This is a genomic window from Halobacillus campisalis (assembly GCF_030345335.1).
Taxonomy (GTDB): domain Bacteria; phylum Bacillota; class Bacilli; order Bacillales; family Halobacillaceae; genus Halobacillus_A; species Halobacillus_A campisalis.
In genome coordinates this window covers 755,024-777,337 of sequence record NZ_JAPVRC010000001.1, presented here as the reverse complement: position 1 = coordinate 777,337, position 22,314 = coordinate 755,024, and the positions used below count along the sequence as shown (strand labels likewise).

The following is a 22,314-nucleotide window of genomic DNA, read 5'->3' as shown; positions in this document are numbered from 1 at the left end:
AACAGAGGATTCAATGATAAAGTCGAATTGATAAGATTCTATTCCAACATTATGGGCTTCGTTACTAAATCGGGAAATGGTGTGGTCGGGAAACAACTGGCTTTCCTGCGGGGGATCTGGCAAGCTTCCTCGGGCTTCGCCCTGTGGGATCTCGCCTAGCCCCTTCTCCCGCGGGAGTCTAGTCGTTTCCCACCACCCCAAATCCAAATGGAATGAACGAACCCTTTGTCACAGATGTTCAGTATCTCTTAATCGACCCATAAGATTTATGAACTGGTTTACGGATCTAGACTAATTTACGTGTAAGAGATGGGAAGACAGTATAGTGAGATCCGGAAGGACGTTAGCCTGATGAAGCTTACCCTACGTCTACGGAAAGCGAGTGATTTCCCGGACCTTCGATCTTCATTCTTAAAAACGGAAACTTCCAAAATATATCGAAGCTTTTGGCCAGCTACTTTCTTTTGAAAACCTATTGATTTTTGCGTTAAGGTCATATATCATCTAAAAGGTAGCAAAAAGACATCTTAGTGATGATTGACACAAACTAGTAAGCATGATATTATAATTTAGGTAACTGAATGAACGGATCTAGAGACAAGAAGAAGCACCCGCTTCTCACCTGATCGACGCTAATGAGCAGTTGGCAGGTTAATTTTCCTTTTAACTTTTAGGAGACGTGTGGGTGCATTTATGTACCGGCACTTTTTTTATGGAGTGAAATCCACTTGTCGATGACAGATCTTATATAAAGTTTCTAAAATATGTTGGAGGTGGCTAGTTATTAGCAAGGATAACAATAACATTAATGAAAAAATTCGTGCACGTGAAGTACGCCTCATTGATGTAAACGGTGAACAGCTAGGTGTTAAATCTAAAAATGAAGCACTTGATATTGCAGCAAACGCAAATCTTGATCTTGTAATGGTTGCGCCTAATGCGAAACCTCCGGTCTGCCGAATCATGGATTACGGTAAATATCGTTATGAGCAGCAGAAGAAAGAAAAAGAAGCTCGTAAGAATCAAACAACGATTAAGATCAAGGAAGTACGCTTGAGCCCAGGTATTGAAGAGCATGATTTCAATACGAAGCTGCGTAATGCCCGCAAGTTTTTATCAAAAGGCGACAAAGTGAAAGCCTCTGTCCGCTTCCGTGGACGTGCGATTACTCACAAAGAACTAGGACAAAAAGTTCTGGATCGTCTGGCCGAAGAGTGTAAAGATGTTGCTACAATTGAGACCAAACCAAAAATGGAAGGTCGTAACATGTTCATGATGCTTGCTCCTGTTACTGAGAAGTAAGCGAAATTAGCTGAAGGAGGAAATTGTAATGCCTAAAATGAAAACCCATAAAGGTTCTCAAAAACGTTTTAAGAAAACAGGTAGCGGAAATGTGAAACGCTCACACGCTTTCACTAGCCACTTGTTCGCTAATAAATCTACAAAACAAAAGCGCAAATTGCGTAAAGCTACCTTAGTATCCGCCGGAGACTTCCGTCGTATTAAGCACATGCTTCCAAAAAAATAAAGTAGAATAACGATTCATATAGGAGGGAATTCCAATGCCACGAGTAAAAGGTGGAACAGTGACACGTAAACGTCGTAATCGTGTCCTTAAACTAGCAAAAGGTTATTATGGTTCAAAGCACGCTCTATTTAAAACAGCAAAACAGCAGGTGATGAAGTCAGGTCAGTACGCTTACCGTGACCGTCGTCAGAAAAAGCGTGAATTCCGTAAGCTTTGGATTGCACGTATTAATGCTGCAGCTCGTATGAACGATATTTCATACAGCCGTCTTATGCACGGTCTTAAGCTTGCCGGTATCGAAGTGAACCGCAAAATGCTTGCTGACTTAGCTGTCAACGATGAAAAAGGTTTTGCAAGTCTAGCAGACCAAGCGAAATCTGCTCTAAAATAATTAAGTGAAAAAGGCCATTTCCGATCGGTAGGAAATGGCTTTTTTTATATGGAGACACATTGGAGGTTATCAAATTGATGGTCTATTTTCTTCTCATTAATATTTTGTTGTTTTTTGTCGTGGGGTATGATAAACGCCAGGCAAGGAAGAGGAAGCGAAGAATTAGTGAAAAGAACTTATGGGTACTGGCTTTGATTGGTGGAGCTTTAGGCGGGGTGATCGGTATGCAGGTGTACCGCCATAAAACCAAACACTCTTCGTTCAAGTACGGATGGCCTGCACTTGCTGCTATCCAGCTCGTCATCCTGTCTGTTCTATTTTCAAGTGTATTTACATAGGATGTAGGCAGGAGGTGCGAGAAGCATGAGTGAAGCATCATCTGCACTGCTATCATGGATTGAACATCAAGGCATATGGGCTCCACTTTTATTTATTGTGATTCATCTGCTCCGGCCGTTCTTTTTTCTTCCGGTCATGGTTATCTGTATTATAGGAGGGGTCCTGTTCGGACCAGTTGCAGGGACAGCATATTCTGTCATTGGCACGCTATTATCCAGTTTACTTTTTTATCGAATGATCCGTTTTGTTCCTTCAGGGTTCAGGAAGCTTCAGCAAATGTACAGCCGCTGGAGCGGGAAACATGCGAAGCTGACCGTCAAACAAGTAGCCGTACTGAGGCTTATTCCTTTTATCCATTTTCATTTGTTATCCTATTGTTTGATTGAAATCAGTGCAGACTTTAAAGAGTACGCAAAATCATCCCTGGTGGCAAATTTTCCATTGGCCTTCGTTTATACGTCGATGGGTCAGTGGATTACGTTATTTTCACTTCCGGTGATTATCGGACTTGTCAGTCTGCTGCTGGGAATTTGTTATTTGCTTCGAAGAAAATATGAGGTTTTCGTTTGGCATGAGTTTTTTCACATAAGTGAAGGCCGCACATAATGCGGCCTTCATTCATGTTCGTCCTCATCTTTAAGACGAAGGACATTTAATCGGTTAAGTGGATATTTCCATTCGATTTTTGAAAACGGATAGCGTATCAGTATTTCCTCTTCAAGAAAATAAATATCGTTTCTTTCCAAACCTTTAAGCAGCTCCGGGCGCTGGGCGGACACATTTATTGTTAATACTTCAAAGGAATCTTCTGTTGCTCCTAAATATTTCTCCCCTTCAAATAACATTCCTCGATACGTAATAAGGAAATTCTTCTTCGTATTTTCCGGGTCGTCATAAAAATAAAATTCTTTTCGTTCTTGAGCGGCATCCAATTTTCTTTTTGGATCAATAAAAAACTTGTAAGCCGTGTATATAAGAAAAGCAAAAGCTATCAGCAGAAGGATACGTAATAATATGATAATCACCATCGCGATCGTCTCCCTGTTTATCTATTGTAATTTGTATACGTTTCAGCGTGCTATTTTGTTTCAAAAAATGATACATTTAATATAGATGATAGAAGAGGAGAGTTATATTTATGGACTGGCAGTCATTTTACGAAAAACAGAGCGAATTAGATGCTCACATCATGGAGACTCAGAAAATGAAGGAAGTGTCAGTGATCGACGATAAGATCCTGGCTTTGCTTGTTGAAGTAGGGGAACTTGCCAATGAAACAAGGTGCTTTAAATTTTGGAGCGCCAAGCCTTCAAGTGAGAAGTCAGTAATCTTAGAGGAGTATGTGGATGGACTCCATTTTATATTATCGTTAGGGTTGGATTTGCAATTTTACTACAAAGAAGCTTCTCTGTCTCTGAAAAAACGAGAAACAGATGCTTTCTTAGATATATTTACTTCTATTGAGCATTTTAAACAGGAAAAAAGTGAAGCATCCTACCAACACCTGTTTCGATCCTATCTAGAGCTTGGAAATACTTTAGGGTTCAGTGAAAAAGATTTGCAGACAGCTTATCAAAAGAAAAATGAAGTTAATTTTCAACGGCAGGATGAAGGGTATTAAAAGAAGGCGAATTTTTGTTAATTGATCGATAAAACTATATAATGATAAGTAGAGAAAATAAGGAGGCAATTACATATGGCTAAAAAAGATGAAACTTTACAGATGTTAAAGGATCTTACGGATGCTAAAGGTATTCCAGGTAATGAAAGAGAAGCAAGAGAAGTGATGAGCCGTTATATCTCTCCATTCGCGGATGAAGTGTATACGGACAACCTCGGAAGCTTAGTTGCTAAAAAAACCGGGAACAAAAAAGGACCGAGAGTCATGGTGGCCGGTCACCTTGATGAGGTCGGCTTTATGGTGACTCGAATTGACGATAACGGCTATATATATTTTCAGCCGGTAGGCGGCTGGTGGAGCCAGGTCATGCTTGCCCAGCGTGTTACGATTATGACGCGCAATGGTGATTTGACAGGGATTATCGGTTCTAAACCACCTCATATCCTGCCTGCAGAACAGCGCAAAAAAGCTGTAGATATTAAAGACATGTTTATCGACATTGGAGCTTCCAGCAAGGAAGAAGCGAAGGAATTCGGCGTAACTCCTGGAGACTCAATCGTGCCATACTTCGAATTCACACAAATGAAGAATGAAAAGATGCTTCTCGCTAAAGCATGGGATAACCGCATTGGCTGCGCTATTGCCATCGAAGTGTTGAAGAAGCTTAAAGGTGAAAAACATCCGAATATTGTTTATGGTGTTGGGACTGTTCAAGAGGAAGTCGGCTTACGTGGTGCTCGTACTTCAGCTAATTTAATCAATCCTGATATCGCTTTTGGTGTAGATGTAGGTATTGCTGGAGACACGCCTGGGGTTTCCGATCGCGACGCTTCAAGCAAAATGGGCGATGGGCCGCAAATCATCCTTTATGACGCTTCTATGGTTTCCCATAAAGGACTGCGTGATTTTGTCGTAGATACGGCAGACACCCATTCAATTCCATATCAATTCGATTCTTTAGCTGGAGGCGGTACAGACTCAGGCGCTATCCACTTAAGCCACAACGGTGTACCAGCTCTTTCTATTACGGTAGCTACTCGTTACATCCATTCTCATGCCGCTATGCTTCATCGCGATGATTTTGAAAACGCAGTGAATTTGATTGTGGAAGTCATCAAAGGGCTGGATGATAAAAAAGTAAAAGAGATTACTTTTAACTAATCATCAATAGTCTTACTTTTATAGGCTGAGTAGATCAGTGCATGAGAAAAAACAATTAAAATAATCAAAAGAAATCGAGTATGAAACCGCATTGGTTTCATACTCGATTTCTTATTATCCGTTTAGTAAACTGACATAAGGTTTGTGTAGGAGAAGGGGCCATTCAGAACGACCCGCTTTCCTCAGAAGTCTAAAGCCCTCGTGATATAAAGCTTTTCGCAGCCACTTTTTTCAAATTTACTCAGTAAGTTATATATCAAAGACGAGTCTTCGATATAAGGCGAATTAATCTCATAATACGTAAAAAAGCTCAGAGCCTTTTAGCAACTCTAAGCTTTTTTGCGTATTATTTGCCGGGTCTGTTAACCAATTGTTATTTCAATTAGTTATTACAGGTTTTTTCTTAAATAAAAGAATTAATTCATCCGTTACTCGGCTAAGCTTTTTTCAAGAGTATCAAGCATCTCTTGACGATCTTGCTCATTAGATTCTTTCCAGAGCATTTCAAAGAATACACCTAAGCCAGGCAGCATCTTTTCTTCGCCTCTTTGAAGAGCGTCATCAATGGTTGCTTCTAATTGATCGGCGTTATGGCCGGACACGTTAGATAAAATGGCTTGTCTTAAATTTAAATTCATCGTACATTACCTCCAATTAATAGTATATTTTAGTTTGACCAATTGTGAATAAGCTATGTATGATGGAGAAGAAAATACAATAAAAGAGGTTCGCCATGCTGACATCGTTAAATAATCCAAAAGTTAAAGAATGGAAAAAACTACAAAAGAGAAAATATAGAAGGAAAAATGGCAGGTTTATCGTTGAAGGAAGTCACTTAGTTGAAGAAGCGTTAAACAGTGACTGGGATGTGGAGGAGATCATTCTTCGAGAAGGCTCCAGTCTTGACCTTATCGAGGGAGTACCTGCCACTTATGTAAGCCATCAAGTATTTCAGGAGATTGCGGAAACCGAAACACCGCAAGGAATGGCTGCTATCGTCAACTATAAAGAATTTCCTTACAGGCAGCAGGATTTTTCTTTACTAATTGATTCCGTACAGGATCCGGGAAATCTGGGCACATTAATCCGAACGGCAGATGCGGCAGGATTCAGCCAGGTCATTATAGGTGAAGGTTCTGTAGATCCCTTTAATGAGAAAGTTCTTCGTTCAACTCAAGGATCACTTTTTCACCTGCCTATTATTCAAGGGAAGTTAGAGCAATATGTGGAAGCCATCAACAGTGAAGGAGTTCCATTATATGCGGCTGCTCTTGAAGGAGCAGTACCTTATAAGAAGTTTGAGCCAAAGGGACGGGCAGCCATTATTGTGGGAAATGAAGGTCAGGGAATCCGTAAAGAATTGCTTGATTTGGTTGATGATAAAGTCTATATTCCTATTTATGGACAAGCTGAGTCATTGAATGTAGCCATTGCCGCAGCGATTCTCATGTATCATTTCAAAGGATAGGCTTGCATTGCACGTCGACTTTCTCTATAATTATCAACAGTTATAAGAAAAAAAGCTATGAAAGAGCAAAGTAAATGAATGCAAAAACGATCAAGGGAAGAAATGCCTTAGACTGGAAGCATTTCTATCGTGGCAGTCATTGAATTTTCACTCTGGAGCTGACGCAGAAGCGTCCGGATCCTAGTCCGTTATCTAATGATCTAAGTGGGCACTTCGTGTGTCAACAAGGGTGGTACCGCGAAACGAATATCCAAGTCTCGTCCCTTTTTACAGGGATGAGGCTTTTTTTATTTTATTATAAGGAGGAAGCTTTTTATGAAGGAACGTTTGCAAGAGTTGAAAGAAGAAGCGTTACGTAAAGTAGACGCGGCAGATGGTATTCAGCAGTTAAAGGATGTAAGGGTTGAATATTTAGGGAAGAAAGGCCCGATTACAGAAGTTCTGCGCGGGATGGGAAAATTGTCCAAAGAAGAGCGTCCTGTCATCGGCCAGCTGGCTAATGAAGTCAGGGAAGATATTGCGCAAGCGATCGAAGTGAAGCAGACGGGTCTAGAGGAAGCCGCTCTTGAGGAGCAGCTGGAAGCAGAAAGCTTAGACGTCACGCTGCCGGGCCGTCCAGTTCAAGTTGGAGGTCCGCATCTACTGACAAGTATCGTAGAAGAAATTGAAGATCTTTTCATCGGTATGGGATTTGAAATTAAAGAAGGTCCAGAAGTAGAAAGTGATTATTACAATTTCGAGGCGCTCAACTTGCCGAAGGGGCATCCGGCACGTGATATGCAGGATTCTTTCTATGTTACTGAAGAATTGTTGATGAGAACCCATACTTCCCCAGTTCAAGCTCGCACAATGGGGCTGAAAAATGGTTCAGAACCTGTGAAGATGATTTGCCCGGGGAAAGTTTACCGCCGCGATACAGACGATGCTACTCACTCCCACCAATTCACTCAAATTGAAGGGCTGCTAGTGGACAAAGATGTCCGTATGAGTGATTTAAAAGGTGTACTTAATGCGTTTGCTAAGCAAATGTTCGGCGCTGAACGAGATATAAGATTGCGTCCGAGCTTTTTCCCATTCACGGAACCTTCTGTAGAAATGGATATTTCCTGTAAGGTTTGTGGAGGAGCAGGCTGTTCTGTATGTAAAGGAACGGGCTGGATTGAAATTCTGGGAGCAGGGATGGTTCATCCGAACGTGCTTGAAATGGCCGGATATGATCCAAAAGAATATTCTGGATTTGCTTTTGGTATGGGGCCTGAACGTATCGCTATGTTGAAATATGGAGTAGATGATATCAGGAATTTCTATATAAATGATCAGCGTTTCTTAAAACAATATCATAAGGCGTAAGGAGGAATAGAGCATGCTAGTATCATTAAATTGGTTAAACGATTATATAAATGTACGTGACTACGAGCCTGACGAGCTCGCTGAGATTATTACAAAAACGGGGATTGAAGTGGAAAGCGTGGAGCCAGTAGCTGAAAAAGCTACCGGGGTTGTCGTTGGTCATGTAGTATCCTGCGAACAGCACCCGAATGCTGATAAATTATCCCTCTGTCAAATCGATGTAGGCGAAGGCGTTTTGCAAATCGTGTGCGGAGCTCCGAATATAGCCGAAGGACAGAAAGTGGCTGTAGCTGCTCCAGGAGCGGTTTTACCGGGTAATTTCAAAATTAAGAAAACAAAACTTCGTGGAGAAGAATCGAATGGAATGGTTTGTTCCCTTCAAGAACTTGGTGTCGACGAGAAAGATGTTCCAAAAGAATACCAGGACGGAATATATGTATTTCCTGAAGATGTCCAAGCGGGCGACGATGCCATTTCTTTACTGAATTTAGACGATATCATCATAGAGCTAGGACTTACTCCGAACCGTGCTGATTGTTTAAGTATGGCCGGCGTAGCTTATGAAGTAGCAGCAGCCTTAGGCCGTGAGTACGAATTAATCGCCGAAAAGGTGGAAGAAGGATCTGAAAAAGCTGAATCGCTAGTCAGTGTAGAAGTGGAGGATCCAGAAGCCAATCCTTATTATGGCGCTTTTATACTCAAAGACGTCACCGTAGGCCCTTCACCTCTGTGGATTCAAAATCGTTTAACAGCTGCCGGTATTCGCCCAATCAACAATGTAGTTGATATTACGAACTACGTGTTACTTGAATATGGTCAGCCGCTGCACGCTTTTGACTTCGACCGCTTCGGTTCTGACAAAGTAGTAACTCGCCGTGCGCGTGATGGAGAAAAAATTACAACTCTTGATGATCAGGAGCGTGTCTTAACGCGCGACCATTTAGTCATTACGAATGGTGATAAGGCACATGCTATTGCCGGAGTCATGGGTGGAGCAGAATCCGAAGTTCAGGAAGATACAAACACGATTTTGTTAGAAGCGGCTTATTTCAATCCAGCTAACGTAAGACAATCAGCTAAAGATCATGGTCTTCGCAGTGAGGCCAGTACTCGCTTTGAAAAAGGGGTAGATCCTGGACGAGTCGAGCGAGCTGGTCTTCGTGCGAGTGAATTGTTGAGAGAATACGCAGGAGCTACGGTATTACAAGGTGTAGTTAGTTACGATCAGCTTGATCGCTCCGAAAAGACAATCGATGTAAATACGACAAAGATCAATAACCGCTTAGGTACTGAAATAACTAGGGAGGAAATAGCCTCTATTCTCGAGCGTCTGCAATTCCCATACGAGCAATCAGATGAAGACTTCACGATTTCTATACCGACGCGCCGCGGAGACGTTGAGCGATTTGAAGATGTGCTGGAAGAAGTAGCTCGTATATATGGCTATGACAATTTACCTTATACACTCCCAAGTGGTGCCTCACAAGCAGGTGGGCTTTCATTAGAACAGCAGTTGAAGCGTCGCGTGAAAGCTTACTTCGAAGGGGCAGGGCTAGATGAGACGATTACGTATTCCCTGACGAGTGAGAAGCAGTCGACTATGCTAGTGAGTAAGGAGGTTGCTCAACAAGCTGCCGCACCTGTAAAGCTTGCCATGCCTATGAGTGAAGATCACAGTCACTTAAGGTTAAGTGTTGTGCCTGAATTGCTTCAATCCTTAGCTTATAACGTAGCTCGAAAGCAGCATAATATTGCTTATTACGAATTAGGAACGGTGTTTATAAGTGAGGAATCAGAAGTAACGAAGCAGCCACATGAAATGCTGAGAGCTTCTGGCGCGCTGACTGGTGAATGGTTGTCCCATCCATGGCAGCAGGAAAAGAAATCCGTCGACTTCTTTGTTGTAAAAGGGATTGTCGAGGGACTGAGTGACCTTTTAGATATTCCTATGACGTTCGAAAAAGCTAAAATTGAGGGTATGCACCCGGGCCGTACGGCAAATATCATGGCTGATGGTAAAATCATTGGTTTTATAGGGCAGGTTCATCCTAAGCTTCAAAAGGAATGGGGACTTAAAGAAACTTATGTATTCGACTTGAATGCTGAGAAGCTTTTTGAACTATACGAGAAGGAAGAAGCCTTTGAAGCGATTCCTCGATTCCCGAGTGTAAGTCGTGATATTGCTTTAGTTGTAGATGAAGACGTTTCAGCAGGAGATATTAAAGAAACAATACTTGAAGCAGGTTCCCCTTTAGTGAAACAGGTACTTGTGTTTGACCTTTATCAGGGAGAACATCTGTCGGCAGGTAAAAAATCATTAGCCTACAATCTGCTTTATCTAGATCCAGAGCGGACATTAAAGGATGAAGAAGTAGAATCTGCTCATGAAAATATTCTGCAATCCGTAAAAGAACGACATGCAGCTGAGTTAAGAGGGTAATATTCAGGACACCTATTAAAAAAAAGGTTCCACTGCTCCCATTAGGACCTCATAGCTTTTAAACAGCAGTTGGTCTGTACAAGTATAAGCTGTCGAGAAATTCTCTCGGCAGCTTTTTTTTACTTCAAAGAAGGGAAGGGGTCTGTTAACTAAAAAATGCCTTTAACCGGGATTAGAGCTAGGTTAAAGGCATTTTTTTCTCTTTGAACATATTTTAGTTTCGAGCGATCTTAAATGTTTCAAGAAAACAGTAAAAGCAAAAGTATACACTACTTCACGAGCTTTTTGGCTTTTTCCTTATTGGCAAAATGAATCTTGGCTATATCTCTTAATTTAGTTTCACCATAAACTTCTATAATTTTTGCGGCAGCTTGATCTACTTTAGCGGAAGCTCCTTTTGGAATAGGCAAGCCAGTATCCATTTCTAATTGGTTCATCGCTTTGACGAAGGCTGAACGTGCGATGATAGAACCAACCGCTACTGCAATTGAGTAACTTTCCGCTTTCGTCATAAAATAGACATGTTCCTGAAGCATTCGTCCTTCAGATTTCAAATGCTTTATATAAACGGACGGCTCTGAGAATTGGTCGATCAAAATTCCGTCGGGCTTTTCAGGTTCAATTTTTGTCAATAATTTATCGATTGCCTGGTGGTGAAGAAGGGTCTTCATTTTCCCCTGGGACCAGCCTTTTTCCTGCCAGTCATTGTATTTACTATTGTGAAGTCTTAATAAGGTGTAAGGGATGTTCATTTCAACGATTTGTTTTGCGATATGTGTAATTTGATCGTCTGATAAATGTTTGGAATCTTTTACACCAATGGCTTTTAGTTGACCAATCTGGTGGTCTTTAACATAGGCTGCTGCAACGGTTATCGGCCCGAAGAAGTCACCAGTTCCCGCTTCGTCAGATCCTATATGACTGCTTGTAAATAAGTCATTTGCTGGATGGTAATTATGTGTTTTTTTCGTCGAAGCACCCTTTGACGCTTTTTGGGTTGTTTCACCCCACTGCTTCGATTCCGCTTCAGGATTTTTACCTTGAAATAAAACTTTTCCTGAAGGGTATGCCGTGATCGTGCAATTGGGTGTTTTCGCTGCAAAGGCAGCATGATTCGGTGTAATGGGTTTCAAAGACGTGCGATAATGATTTTTTAATTTAGATAATCGTTCCTTCGATAATGTAAGTACAACTTGTGGCATATATAGTTCCTCTCTTTGATATATTTCTAGCCATAGTATAGCAAATTCCCGTACCTCAAAGGAAATCAATCTTATTGGTTTCCTAATTGTTTAGCTTCATGTTAGTATAAAGCTTAGGATATTAGAATCAAGGGGGTATAGATGTGTCCCAATCAGATAAAGAGCGGAAGCGAATTACCGTTGAGATATACAATCGATCTTATACTATAGTTGGTCAAGAAGAACCACATCATATCCGCATGGTATCTAATCTTGTCGACCAGAAAATGAGAGAAATTCACGAGTCCAATCCTGCTCTGGATGTGTCTAAGTTGGCTGTATTAACGGCTGTTAATACAATGAACGAGTACATAAAACTGAAAGAGGAATGTACAGAGTTGATTAACTATATTGAAAAGATAGAGAAAGAGGACGACGACTAACATGATTGATTTACTGATACTTTTTATTTTGCTTTTAGGTATATTTACAGGATTTAAACGAGGTTTCATTTTACAATTGTTCCATTTAATCGGCTTTGTGACAGCTTTCATTGTAGGAGTTCTTTACTATGATGATCTAGCTCCTAATCTCGTATTGTGGATTCCTTATCCAGACCTTCCCGAAGGAGCCTCATGGGCTATCTTCTTAGATAATCTCCCGCTTGAAACTGCTTTTTACAACGCCATAGCCTTTGCTATCTTGTTTTTCGGGGTGAGGATTATCCTGCAAATCGTGGCTTCTATGCTGGACTTCGTTTCCGATCTTCCAGTACTTAGCTCCATTAATGGATTGCTTGGAGGAATCCTGGGTTTTGTTCAGCGCTATGTTCTTTTGTTTATACTTTTATATATTGCGGCACTTGTTCCTGTAGTCCAGATTCAAAATGCGATTGATGGATCTTTCTTAGCACAGTATATTATAGAGCATACACCTGTGCTTTCATCTCAATTAAAAAATTTGTGGATTGAACAAGTGGCTAGTTTGATATAATGGAGTAAAGGGGAGCCGCTATTTTCATAGCGGCTTTTTCCTATGAAGAGAGGATGGGAAAATTGAGTAACGTCAATAAAAAGCAAGTGATTCAATTACTCGAAAAGATTGCTGTGTATTTAGAATTAAAAGGTGAAAACCCATTTAAGATATCCGCTTACCGAAAGGCAGCGCAGGCATTAGAACGTGACGATCATTCATTGAGCGAAATTGATGATTTTACAAAAATGCAGGGCATTGGAAAAGGAACGGCATCCGTCATTCAGGAGTATGTCCAATCTGGTGAATCAGAAACACTCCGACAGTTAGAAGCGGACGTACCTGCAGGACTAGTGCCTTTATTGGACTTACCTGGTCTTGGTGGTAAGAAGCTGGCCAAACTTTATCAACAAATAGGTGTCACAGATGCTGAGTCCTTGAAAGAAGCATTACAATCTGGAAAGGTCGAGGAATTAGAAGGTTTCGGCAAAAAGTCTGCTGAAAAAATGCTTAAGGCATTGGAAGAAGCAGGCTCAAGACCAGAACGTCTGCCAATTTCTAAAATGCTTCCACTTTCTGAAAAGGTTGAAGAGTACTTAGCCGGGCTTCATACTTTAGAGCGTTATTCCAAGGCAGGAAGCGTCAGGAGAATGAGGGAAACCATCAAGGACCTTGATTTCATTATCGCTTCTAATGATGCTCAAGCCACGCGCGATGAACTGTTGAACTATCCAGATATAAAAGAAGTCGTAGCTTCTGGCGAGACGAAGGTATCCATCATCGTGAATGAGGGATATGATATCGGTATCGACTTTAGAATTGTGGAACCTCAGGAATTCATTACAACACTGCACCACTTCACTGGCTCTAAAGACCATAATGTCGCAATGAGACAGTTGGCTAAGGAAAATAACGAAAAAATAAGTGAGTACGGCATTGAAAATACGGAGACCGGCAAAGTAAAAACTTTTAAAACAGAGGAAGCTTTCTTTCAGCATTTCGGTTTGAATTATATTCCTCCTGAAGTGAGAGAGGATACTGGTGAGATCGATGCCTTTCGTGAAAAGGTCGACCTGTTGGAGTTAAGTGATATCCGTGGAGACCTGCACATGCACTCAACTTGGAGCGATGGTGCCCAATCCATCAAGGAAATGGCTTTACGCAGTAAGGAAAAAGGATACGATTATATTGCGATTACCGATCACTCTAAATATTTAAAAGTGGCAAATGGATTAAATGAAAAACGTCTGCGGATGCAGCGGGAAGAAATAGAAAAAATCAATGAAGAAATAGAGGACTTTCATATTTTCTGCGGCATTGAGATGGATATTCTGCCAGATGGCAGTTTGGACTTTGAGGACGATTTTCTAAAAGAAATGGATTTTGTAATTGGCTCTATTCACTCAAGCTTCAGTCAAACAGAGGAGCTCATCATGAAAAGGCTCACTAATGCCTTAGAAAATCCTTATGTCCATATGATTGCCCATCCTACCGGTAGGTTGATAGGCAAGCGCCAGGGCTATAGAGCTAATGTTGAACAATTGATAAAAGGTGCAAAAGAAACCGGGACTATTTTGGAGCTGAACGCGAACCCCAACCGCCTCGACTTGAGCGCCGAGTGGGTAAGAGCGGCTCAGGAAGCCGGTGTAGAGATTGCTATCAATACGGATGCACACAGCTATCCTATGCTTGAGCATATGGAGGTTGGAGTCGGGTCTGCTAGAAAAGGCTGGCTTAAAAAAGAATCGGTCGTCAATACGATGACAAGAGAACAGCTCATGAAACGACTCGGATTAAGTTAGAAGGGGATGTCATAATGAACCAGCGGATCTTTAAGGTTCTTGAATATAATAAAATTAAAAATCAATTGATTGATCAAGCTGCTTCTTCACTAGGAAAAGAAAAAGCGGCAGCAGTGAAGCCATCCACTGAATTAGAGGAAGTTGTGCGTTGGCAGCAGGAAACAGATGAAGCCGCGCAAGTGCTGCGTTTGAAAGGCCATGTTCCTCTGGGTGGTATTTTTGACATTAAACCAAGCATAAAAAGAACAATGATCGGGGGTATCTTAAGTGCATTGGAATGTCTCGACATTGCCAGTACGATCTATGGAGGCCGTCAGCTCAAACGTTTTATTGAAGATATGGAAGAGCCCGAACTCCCAATTCTTCGCGAATTAGTTGATGGTCTGCTTCCCCTGCATGAACTGGAAAGAAGTATAAAGAGCTGTATTGATGACCACGGGACTGTTATGGACGGCGCCTCGGATAAACTTCGTACGATACGCTCTAGAATACGCACTTCTGAAAGCAGAGTAAGGGACAAGTTAGATTCCATTATGAAGTCAAAATCAAAGATGCTTTCTGATTCTATCGTAACGATCCGTAATGACCGCTATGTTCTGCCTGTAAAACAAGAATATCGCGGGTCCATTGGAGGCATCGTTCACGACCAGTCCGCTTCTGGAGCTACTTTATTCATAGAACCTCAAGCTGTAGTGGAAGTCAACAACCTGCTCCAACAAGCCCGAGTGGAAGAGAAGCAGGAAATCGAGCGGATATTAGCGGAATTATCCCAGGACGTTTCTGAAAATCAAAGCTTCTTATATACCAACGTTGAAATTTTATCTCAAATTGATTTCATGTTCGCAAGAGCCAAACTAGGCAGTCAAATGAAATCGGCTATGCCAACGATGAATGATGAGGGACGCGTCAATATAAAGCAGGCTCGACACCCATTAATAGATTCTGAAGAAGTAGTACCCAATGATATTGAGCTAGGCTCAGACTTTACCTCTATTGTTATCACAGGGCCTAATACCGGCGGTAAAACGGTCACGTTGAAATTACTCGGCCTATTCACCTTGATGGCTCAGTCAGGGCTGCAAGTTCCTGCAATGGATGGCTGCGAACTTTCGGTGTTCGAACAAGTATACGCTGATATTGGAGATGAGCAGTCGATCGAACAAAGCTTATCTACCTTTTCTTCGCATATGACGAATATTGTAGACATATTAAAACACGTGAATGATCGCACGCTCGTGCTTTTTGACGAACTAGGGGCCGGTACAGACCCTCAAGAAGGAGCAGCACTGGCGATGTCCATTCTTGATGAGGTCGTCAGCAGAAAGGCTCGGGTCATTGCAACCACTCATTATCCTGAATTAAAAGCATATGGCTACAACCGTGACGGGGTAACGAATGCAAGCGTGGAATTTGATATCCAGACATTAAAACCTACTTACCGATTGTTGATCGGTGTTCCTGGTCGGAGTAACGCTTTTGAAATTTCACGCAGGCTGGGTCTTGATGAGAATATTATTGAAACGGCTAAGCAGCATGTTGGAGTAGATTCGCAAAGTGTGGAACACATGATTGCTTCACTAGAAGCTTCCACAAGAGAAGCAGAAAAGGATTATGAGGAAGCCGATTTAAAGCTGCAGGAAGCTGAGCAGCTGCATCGTGATTTACAGGAAAAATTGCGGCAGTTTGAAGAAAAGAAAGAGAAGTTGTATGAGAAGGCAGAAGCGAAAGCCGAGAAGGCCATTCAAAAAGCTAAAGAAGAAGCAGAATCCATCGTCAGTGAAATTCGTAATATGAAAAATCAGGCTGGTTTAAAAGAGCACGAATGGATTGAGGCTCGAAAATCGTTCGAAGAAGCTCAACCGAATCTGTCTAATAAACAAAAGACTCCTCAGAAGCAGCCAGATAAGAAAGAGCAAAAAGAAATGAAGCCAGGCGATGAAGTTAAACTATTGACTTTGAATCAAGAAGGAACGATTGTAGAAAAAACCGGCAGAGAAGAATATCAGGTCCAAGTCGGGGTCATGAAAGTGAAGGCAAAAGCAAAAGATCTCGAATTCATCAAGTCTAAGCAGCCATATAAAGATAAACCTCTTGCGACAGTAAAAGGTAAAAGTCATCACGTTAAAACAGAGCTTGATTTACGTGGGGAGAGATATGAGGACGCGTTGAACCTTTTAGAGAAATATGTTGATGATGCTGTGTTAGCAGGTTATCCTACAGTTTCTATCATTCACGGCAAAGGAACAGGTGCGCTTAGAACAGCCGTGCAAAATTATGCGAAAAACCATCGGTCGATCGCTTCTTCCCGATTCGGCGGTATGAATGAGGGCGGCAGCGGTGTCACTGTACTAGAATTAAAGTGATGACATAAGGGAGTGCGAGGAATGACAGGTTTTTGGGAAAACCCATACGTAGAAACGGCTGCAAGTTATAGTGTGGCCGTCTTATGTTTAATCGTATTCATGGCTGTATTTGAAGTGGTCACCTCCTACAATAACTGGAAAGAAATCAAAAAAGGAAATATTGCCGTTGCTATGGCAACCGGAGGCAAAATATTCGGGATTGCTAACATTTTCAGGTACTCCATAGAACATAATGACAGCTTACTGCAGACGATGGGGTGGGGAATTTATGGTTTTGTTATGCTGCTCGTCGGTTATTTCATCTTCGAATTTTTGACTCCTTCTTTTAAAATTGATGAAGAACTCTCTGCCGATAACCGAGCGGTCGGCTTTATCTCTTTGATTATTTCAGTAGGATTATCCTATGTCATTGGTGCTAACATTATGTGAGGGGGCGCAAGGTGGAAACTTTAGCGAAAGTATTGATGGTAGTTGCCGCTGTTTTTATCATAGTCGGCGTCGTTTATATGTTTTTAGTTTAAAACCTCCTTTTACAAGGAGTTTTTTTGTTACCAGTTTCAAAAAAATAAGTGTTAGTGGTATTGAATTTATTAGTTGTCCTCATAACATTTTCAAGAATTTAAATAATATTTCAAATTATTCGGAAATATCGTTATAATGTAAGTATTAAGTAGCGGGAGGGATACAAAGATGACAATCGAAACAAAACCATGGCATAAGCACTATCCACCAGAGATTCCTACTAGCATTGAGTATGACGAATATCCGTTGCACCATTATCTGAAAGAAAGCGCTGAACATTACAGTAAAAAGAAAGCGCTTTATTTTATGGGTAAAGAACTTAATTACGAAGAAGTGTACGAGGATACAAAGGCTTTTGCAAGCTATTTACAGAAGCTTGGGCTTGAAAAAGGGGATCGAGTGTCGATCATGCTGCCAAACTGTCCACAATCAGTTATTGCTTATTACGCGATACTGATGGCAGGTGGAATCGTCGTTCAGACGAACCCTTTATATATGGAGAGAGAATTGGAGTATCAGTTAAAGGACTCTGAAGCAAAAATGATTTTGTGTTTAGACGTTTTATATCCTAAAGTGGCAAACGTCAAGCCAGCTACTTCACTCGAGCACATTATTGTGACAGGTATTAAAGACTATTTGCCTTTTCCTAAGAATAAAATTTATCCATTCATTCAGAGGCGGCAGTATCAAATGCTTGTAAAGCCGGAGCAGTCGACAGATACTCATCTCTGGAGACATCTGATGAATGAAAGCAGTAAACAGGTGAGCCCTGTAGAAATCGATCCCAAAGAAGATTTAGCCCTTTTGCAGTACACAGGAGGCACGACAGGATTTCCGAAGGGTGTCATGCTTACCCATTATAATTTAGTAGCCAATACTCAAATGTCTATGAAATGGATGTACAAATCTGAAAAAGGCCAGGAGGTTGTGTTGGCGTTACTGCCATTTTTCCATGTATATGGAATGACCTCAGTCATGAACTTATCCGTTATGATGAGTAGTAAAATGGTCATTTTGCCTAAATTCGAACCGGAAGATGTTTTAAAAGTCATTGCTAAACAAAAGCCGACACTATTTCCAGGAGCACCTACAATATATATAGCTTTATTGAACCATCCGGATATTAAGAAGTATGACTTATCATCCATTACAGCATGCCTAAGCGGTTCAGCACCGTTACCAGTAGAGGTGCAGGAAAGATTTGAACAAATTACTGGAGGTAAGTTAGTAGAAGGGTATGGATTGACGGAAACTTCTCCCGTTACTCATTCGAATTTCATTTGGTCCAATCGGATCAGCGGAAGTATTGGTGTACCGTGGCCTGATACGGATTCAAAGATTTTTCGTATTGATGCGGACGAAGAAGCGGACCATGGTGAGATCGGAGAGATTGTGGTAAAAGGACCACAAGTCATGAAAGGTTATTGGAAACGAAAAGAAGATACTGATAAAGTGTTAAGTGAGGATGGCTGGTTCAGAACAGGGGATATGGGCTACATGAATGAAGACGGGTACTTCTATATTGTGGATCGTAAGAAGGATATGATCATCGCTGGCGGTTTTAACATATATCCTCGTGAAGTTGAAGAAGTATTATATGAGCATGAGGCTGTACAGGAGGCAGTCATCATTGGTATTCCTGATCCTTATCGCGGAGAAACCGTCAAAGCATTTATTGTGAAAAAGCCTGGTCAGGTCGTAACGGAAGAAGAACTGGATGAATTTTGCCGTAAAAATATGGCTGCATTCAAAGTGCCAAGGATTTATGAGTTCAGGGAAGAGCTGCCAAAAACAGCTGTAGGTAAAATTTTAAGGCGTACTTTGGTAGAAGAAGAAAAAAAGAAGAGGGACAATAAACCTCTGCAGAGTTCCTAGTTTTCGTGTTGACAGATATACTTTTGGGATGTAATATAATAGGTGAATGACCATTCATTCATTTTTAGCAAAGGCAGGGGATTACTATGAATAAGAATAAACCAAAATACAAACAAATTATCGATGCAGCAGTCGTAGTTATTGCTGAAAATGGATACCACTCTTCGCAAGTTTCCAAGATTGCCAAAAAAGCAGGAGTGGCGGATGGTACTATTTATTTATATTTCAAAAATAAAGAAGATATTTTAGTGTCACTTTTTCAAGACAAAATGGGCCAGTTCATAGAGAAGATTGAACACGAAACCACTTCCGGGCAGTCTGCTGAAGAGAAATTGTTGACCTTAGTAGAAACCCATTTCGAACAGCTGGCTGCCGATCATCATCTGGCTATAGTGACTCAGCTCGAACTTCGTCAATCAAATAAAGAGCTGCGTTACAAAATCAATAATGTGCTAAAGAAGTATTTAGCAGTTATTGATAACATCGTCGATGAAGGCATTCAGGAAAAATTGTTCCGTAGTAACCTGAATCGCAGACTAGTTCGTCAGCTGATTTTTGGGATGATGGACGAAGCTGTCACCAATTGGGTAATGAAAGAACAAAAATATAACTTAGAAGAGCAAGCACAAGACGTCCATAGTTTAATCGTCTATGGATTGGCCGAACCCAGTAAATAAAGGAGAGAAAATTTTTGTCTACTTTACACGTCGAAACAAATGGCCATGTGGCCACAATCACCATTCAAAGTCCACCGGCAAATGCTTTATCCAGTCATATTTTAAATGATCTGTCAGTGGAGCTGGACAATATTGAAAACAATCAATCCATTAAAGCTATTGTACTCAAAGGGGAAGATAAGTTCTTTTCCGCAGGAGCAGATATTAAAGAATTTACTTCTTTCCAGGATGGATCTGACTCCGGAAGTCTTGCAGGTAAAGGCCAGGAGCTTTTCAATAGAATTGAAAACTTCCATATACCAGTGATTGCAGCAATTCACGGTGCTGCATTAGGTGGTGGTTTGGAACTTGCCATGGCCTGCCACATCCGCTATGTGGCGGAAGACGCAAAGCTTGGTTTACCAGAATTGAATCTAGGCATCATTCCTGGATTTGCTGGAACTCAAAGGCTGCCTCGCCATGTGGGTGCTGCCAAAGCGTATGAAATGATATTAACCGGTGTACCGATTTCGGGTAAAGAAGCGGTGGAGGCTGGATTAGCAAATCAAAGCTTCAGCAACGAAGAATTGTTCGTTAGTGCTGATAAAACAGCTCAGTTAATTGCGGCGAAAAGCGGACCTTCTATCCACCACATCATGAAATTGATTCCTTATGCTCATACTACTCAGCTTCAGGAAGGTATCCAAAAAGAAGCAGAGGCTTTCGGTGCAGTTTTTGGTAATGAAGATGCAGTTGAAGGTGTGCAGGCTTTTATTGAAAAAAGAAAACCAGAATTCAAGGATAAATAGTTTAGGAGGGTATGCAAATGAACATTTATGTATTATTAAAAAGAACATTTGATACAGAGGAAAAAATCTCCATAAGTAATGGTCGTATCGAGGATGATGGTGCTGAATTCATCATCAACCCATACGATGAGTATGCGGTAGAAGAAGCCATTAATTTGCGTGATGCACATGGTGGAGAAGTCACGGTCGTTACGATTGGTGAAGAAGACGCTGAGAAACAACTCCGTACAGCGTTGGCGATGGGTGCAGACAAAGCCGTATTGATCAATACTGAAGATGACCTTGAAGAAGGTGATCAGTTCACCACGGTTAAAATTTTAGAAGCCTTCTTTGAAGATAAAGAAGCAGACATCATTTTAGGTGGAAATGTAGCTATCGATGAAGCCAGCGGACAGGTCGGACCACGTCTGGCTGAACGATTGAATATGCCTTGTGTCACAACAATTACAAGTATCGATATTGACGGAAGTGATGTTCAAATAGAAAGAGACGTAGAAGGTGACGTTGAAAAAGTGGAGACGACACTTCCACTAATTGTAACGTGTCAGCAAGGATTGAATGAACCACGTTATCCTTCATTGCCTGGAATTATGAAAGCTAAGAAAAAACCTTTAGAAGAACTTGAGATTGATGATCTTGATTTAGATGAAGATGAAGTCGAACCAAAAACGAAAACTATAGAAATCTTCCTGCCTCCTGAAAAACAAGCGGGTAAGGTGTTAGAAGGAGAAACTGCGGATCAAGTAAAAGAACTGGTATCTTTACTGAAAACGGAAGCTAAAGTTCTGTAATTATTTATGGAGGGAAAGGAGACTTATTTATGAGTAAGAAAGTATTAGTCATCGGGGAAGCTAGAGAAGGAACTTTGAGAAATGTAACGTTTGAAGCTATAGCTGCAGCTAATATCATTAGTGATGGAGGCGAAGTGGTCGGTGTGCTTTGCGGATCTGACAGCCTTGAGGATATGGGTAAAGAAATGATTTATTACGGGGCGGATCGAGTCATCACTGTAGCAAACGAAGAATTGAAAACGTATACATCTGATGGATATGGTCAAGCAGTATTAGCCGTAATCAATGATGAATCCCCAGAAGGAATCGTTATGGGACACACGTCTATCGGTAAAGATTTAACACCTAAGCTCGCCAGTCGACTGGAGTCAGGTTTAATCTCTGATGCTACAGAAGTCGTAGCAGAAGGCGGAAGTATCGTATTTACACGTCCGATTTATTCAGGAAAAGCCTTCGAGAAAAAGGAAATCACTGAAGGATTGACTTTTGCTACTATCCGTCCGAACAATATTCCTGCAGCTGCAAGGGACGAAGGACGTGCAGGGGAAGTTACTGAAAAAAGTGTAGATGTGCAAAATATCCGGACGATTATTAAAGAAGTAATCCGTAAATCAACGGATGGTGTGGATCTTTCCGAAGCTAAAGTCGTAATAGCCGGCGGTAGAGGGGTGAAAAGCGCCGAAGGGTTTGAACCGCTTGAAGAACTTGCTGAGCTGTTAGGTGGTACAGTAGGAGCTTCTCGAGGAGCTTGTGACGCAGGATATTGCGATTACTCTCTGCAAATCGGACAGACGGGTAAAGTCATAACTCCAGATTTATACATCGCCTGTGGGATATCAGGTGCAATTCAGCACTTAGCTGGTATGTCTAACTCTAAAGTGATCGTAGCTATTAACAAAGATCCAGAAGCGAATATCTTTAATGTAGCGGATTATGGAATTGTAGGAGATTTATTTGACGTATTACCTAAGCTGATTGAAGAAATCAAACAGATGAAAGTGAACGCTTAGTTATAATAAATGGTTAAAGTGATGCTTTAGTCACT

At 41.3% G+C, this 22,314-nt stretch carries 23 protein-coding genes and 2 other annotated features; of the genes, 20 read left to right on the top strand and 3 right to left on the bottom strand.

Translation table 11 applies throughout. The annotated features are described in order from the left end of the window. Positions 1-593 precede the first annotated feature (593 nt). Positions 594-717, top strand: a sequence feature (ribosomal protein L20 leader region). A 45-nt stretch (positions 718-762) separates the two neighbouring features. The 5 genes from infC (at position 763) to O2Q26_RS03885 (ending at position 2,864) form a co-directional block, all read left to right on the top strand. Continuing rightward, positions 763-1,302, top strand: coding sequence for a translation initiation factor IF-3 (infC, locus tag O2Q26_RS03905; RefSeq protein ID WP_390216591.1), 540 nt, complete (start codon positions 763-765; stop codon positions 1,300-1,302). A 28-nt stretch (positions 1,303-1,330) separates the two neighbouring features. Next, on the top strand, positions 1,331-1,528 hold the full coding sequence (rpmI, locus tag O2Q26_RS03900; protein WP_253934508.1) for a 50S ribosomal protein L35: 198 nt from the start codon (positions 1,331-1,333) through the stop codon (positions 1,526-1,528). 34 nt (positions 1,529-1,562) lie between these two features. Then, positions 1,563-1,919: a 50S ribosomal protein L20 gene (gene rplT, locus O2Q26_RS03895; RefSeq protein ID WP_289214635.1), complete on the top strand. Its 357-nt coding sequence runs from the start codon at positions 1,563-1,565 to the stop codon at positions 1,917-1,919. Positions 1,920-1,996: 77 nt separating this feature from the next. Beyond that, complete coding sequence (locus O2Q26_RS03890; RefSeq protein ID WP_289214741.1) at positions 1,997-2,257, top strand: DUF1294 domain-containing protein; 261 nt, start codon at positions 1,997-1,999, stop codon at positions 2,255-2,257. 25 nt (positions 2,258-2,282) lie between these two features. Next, on the top strand, positions 2,283-2,864 hold the full coding sequence (locus tag O2Q26_RS03885) for a TVP38/TMEM64 family protein (RefSeq protein WP_289214634.1): 582 nt from the start codon (positions 2,283-2,285) through the stop codon (positions 2,862-2,864). A gap of 8 nt (positions 2,865-2,872) precedes the next feature. Here O2Q26_RS03885 and O2Q26_RS03880 read toward each other — a convergent pair whose 3' ends face one another. Next, positions 2,873-3,286, bottom strand: coding sequence for a sigma-w pathway protein ysdB (locus O2Q26_RS03880; protein ID WP_352232201.1), 414 nt, complete (start codon positions 3,284-3,286; stop codon positions 2,873-2,875). A gap of 110 nt (positions 3,287-3,396) precedes the next feature. Between O2Q26_RS03880 and O2Q26_RS03875 the strand changes: the two genes are divergently transcribed. Together O2Q26_RS03875 and O2Q26_RS03870 are read left to right on the top strand one after the other, a co-directional pair. Continuing rightward, complete coding sequence (locus O2Q26_RS03875; RefSeq protein ID WP_289214633.1) at positions 3,397-3,879, top strand: dUTP diphosphatase; 483 nt, start codon at positions 3,397-3,399, stop codon at positions 3,877-3,879. Positions 3,880-3,954: 75 nt separating this feature from the next. Then, positions 3,955-5,040, top strand: coding sequence for a M42 family metallopeptidase (locus O2Q26_RS03870; protein ID WP_253934504.1), 1,086 nt, complete (start codon positions 3,955-3,957; stop codon positions 5,038-5,040). 428 nt (positions 5,041-5,468) lie between these two features. Here O2Q26_RS03870 and sspI read toward each other — a convergent pair whose 3' ends face one another. Then, complete coding sequence (sspI, locus tag O2Q26_RS03865; protein WP_253934503.1) at positions 5,469-5,678, bottom strand: small acid-soluble spore protein SspI; 210 nt, start codon at positions 5,676-5,678, stop codon at positions 5,469-5,471. Positions 5,679-5,773: 95 nt separating this feature from the next. On the opposite strand from sspI, the gene O2Q26_RS03860 reads away from it, so the two are divergent. From O2Q26_RS03860 to pheT, 3 genes are all read left to right on the top strand, one after another. Continuing rightward, positions 5,774-6,508 carry a TrmH family RNA methyltransferase gene (locus O2Q26_RS03860; RefSeq protein ID WP_289214632.1) on the top strand — a complete coding sequence of 245 codons (735 nt, stop codon included), beginning with the start codon at positions 5,774-5,776 and terminating at the stop codon, positions 6,506-6,508. A 48-nt stretch (positions 6,509-6,556) separates the two neighbouring features. Continuing rightward, positions 6,557-6,776 (top strand) — a binding site (T-box leader). Positions 6,777-6,823: 47 nt separating this feature from the next. Further along, positions 6,824-7,858: a phenylalanine--tRNA ligase subunit alpha gene (pheS, locus tag O2Q26_RS03855; protein WP_253934501.1), complete on the top strand. Its 1,035-nt coding sequence runs from the start codon at positions 6,824-6,826 to the stop codon at positions 7,856-7,858. Between the two features lie 13 nt (positions 7,859-7,871). Beyond that, positions 7,872-10,298 (top strand): phenylalanine--tRNA ligase subunit beta, encoded by a 2,427-nt coding sequence (pheT, locus tag O2Q26_RS03850; RefSeq protein ID WP_289214631.1) that lies wholly within the window; start codon positions 7,872-7,874, stop codon positions 10,296-10,298. A 269-nt stretch (positions 10,299-10,567) separates the two neighbouring features. Here pheT and rnhC read toward each other — a convergent pair whose 3' ends face one another. After that, positions 10,568-11,500 (bottom strand): ribonuclease HIII, encoded by a 933-nt coding sequence (gene rnhC / locus O2Q26_RS03845; RefSeq protein WP_289214630.1) that lies wholly within the window; start codon positions 11,498-11,500, stop codon positions 10,568-10,570. A gap of 143 nt (positions 11,501-11,643) precedes the next feature. Between rnhC and zapA the strand changes: the two genes are divergently transcribed. From zapA to O2Q26_RS03795, 10 genes are all read left to right on the top strand, one after another. Beyond that, on the top strand, positions 11,644-11,922 hold the full coding sequence (gene zapA / locus O2Q26_RS03840; protein ID WP_289214629.1) for a cell division protein ZapA: 279 nt from the start codon (positions 11,644-11,646) through the stop codon (positions 11,920-11,922). A gap of 1 nt (position 11,923) precedes the next feature. Then, the gene (locus O2Q26_RS03835) at positions 11,924-12,472 is read left to right on the top strand and encodes a CvpA family protein (protein ID WP_289214628.1); all 549 of its coding nucleotides are present in this window, start codon (positions 11,924-11,926) and stop codon (positions 12,470-12,472) included. Between the two features lie 62 nt (positions 12,473-12,534). Beyond that, a complete protein-coding gene (polX, locus tag O2Q26_RS03830; RefSeq protein ID WP_289214627.1) occupies positions 12,535-14,253 on the top strand; it encodes a DNA polymerase/3'-5' exonuclease PolX in 1,719 nt (572 codons plus the stop codon). Between the two features lie 14 nt (positions 14,254-14,267). Then, entirely contained in the window at positions 14,268-16,616 is a 2,349-nt protein-coding gene (locus O2Q26_RS03825) for an endonuclease MutS2 (protein WP_289214626.1), read from the top strand. Between the two features lie 21 nt (positions 16,617-16,637). Next, positions 16,638-17,045, top strand: a complete 408-nt coding sequence (locus tag O2Q26_RS03820; protein ID WP_289214625.1) for a DUF350 domain-containing protein — start codon at positions 16,638-16,640, stop codon at positions 17,043-17,045. Between the two features lie 261 nt (positions 17,046-17,306). Next, positions 17,307-19,013, top strand: a complete 1,707-nt coding sequence (locus O2Q26_RS03815) for a long-chain-fatty-acid--CoA ligase (RefSeq protein WP_289214624.1) — start codon at positions 17,307-17,309, stop codon at positions 19,011-19,013. Positions 19,014-19,099: 86 nt separating this feature from the next. After that, on the top strand, positions 19,100-19,690 hold the full coding sequence (fadR, locus tag O2Q26_RS03810; RefSeq protein WP_289214623.1) for a fatty acid metabolism transcriptional regulator FadR: 591 nt from the start codon (positions 19,100-19,102) through the stop codon (positions 19,688-19,690). A 14-nt stretch (positions 19,691-19,704) separates the two neighbouring features. Further along, on the top strand, positions 19,705-20,478 hold the full coding sequence (locus O2Q26_RS03805) for an enoyl-CoA hydratase (RefSeq protein WP_289214622.1): 774 nt from the start codon (positions 19,705-19,707) through the stop codon (positions 20,476-20,478). A gap of 17 nt (positions 20,479-20,495) precedes the next feature. Next, positions 20,496-21,269 carry an electron transfer flavoprotein subunit beta/FixA family protein gene (locus O2Q26_RS03800; protein WP_289214621.1) on the top strand — a complete coding sequence of 258 codons (774 nt, stop codon included), beginning with the start codon at positions 20,496-20,498 and terminating at the stop codon, positions 21,267-21,269. 29 nt (positions 21,270-21,298) lie between these two features. Then, positions 21,299-22,279, top strand: coding sequence for an electron transfer flavoprotein subunit alpha/FixB family protein (locus O2Q26_RS03795; RefSeq protein ID WP_289214620.1), 981 nt, complete (start codon positions 21,299-21,301; stop codon positions 22,277-22,279). Positions 22,280-22,314 lie beyond the last annotated feature (35 nt).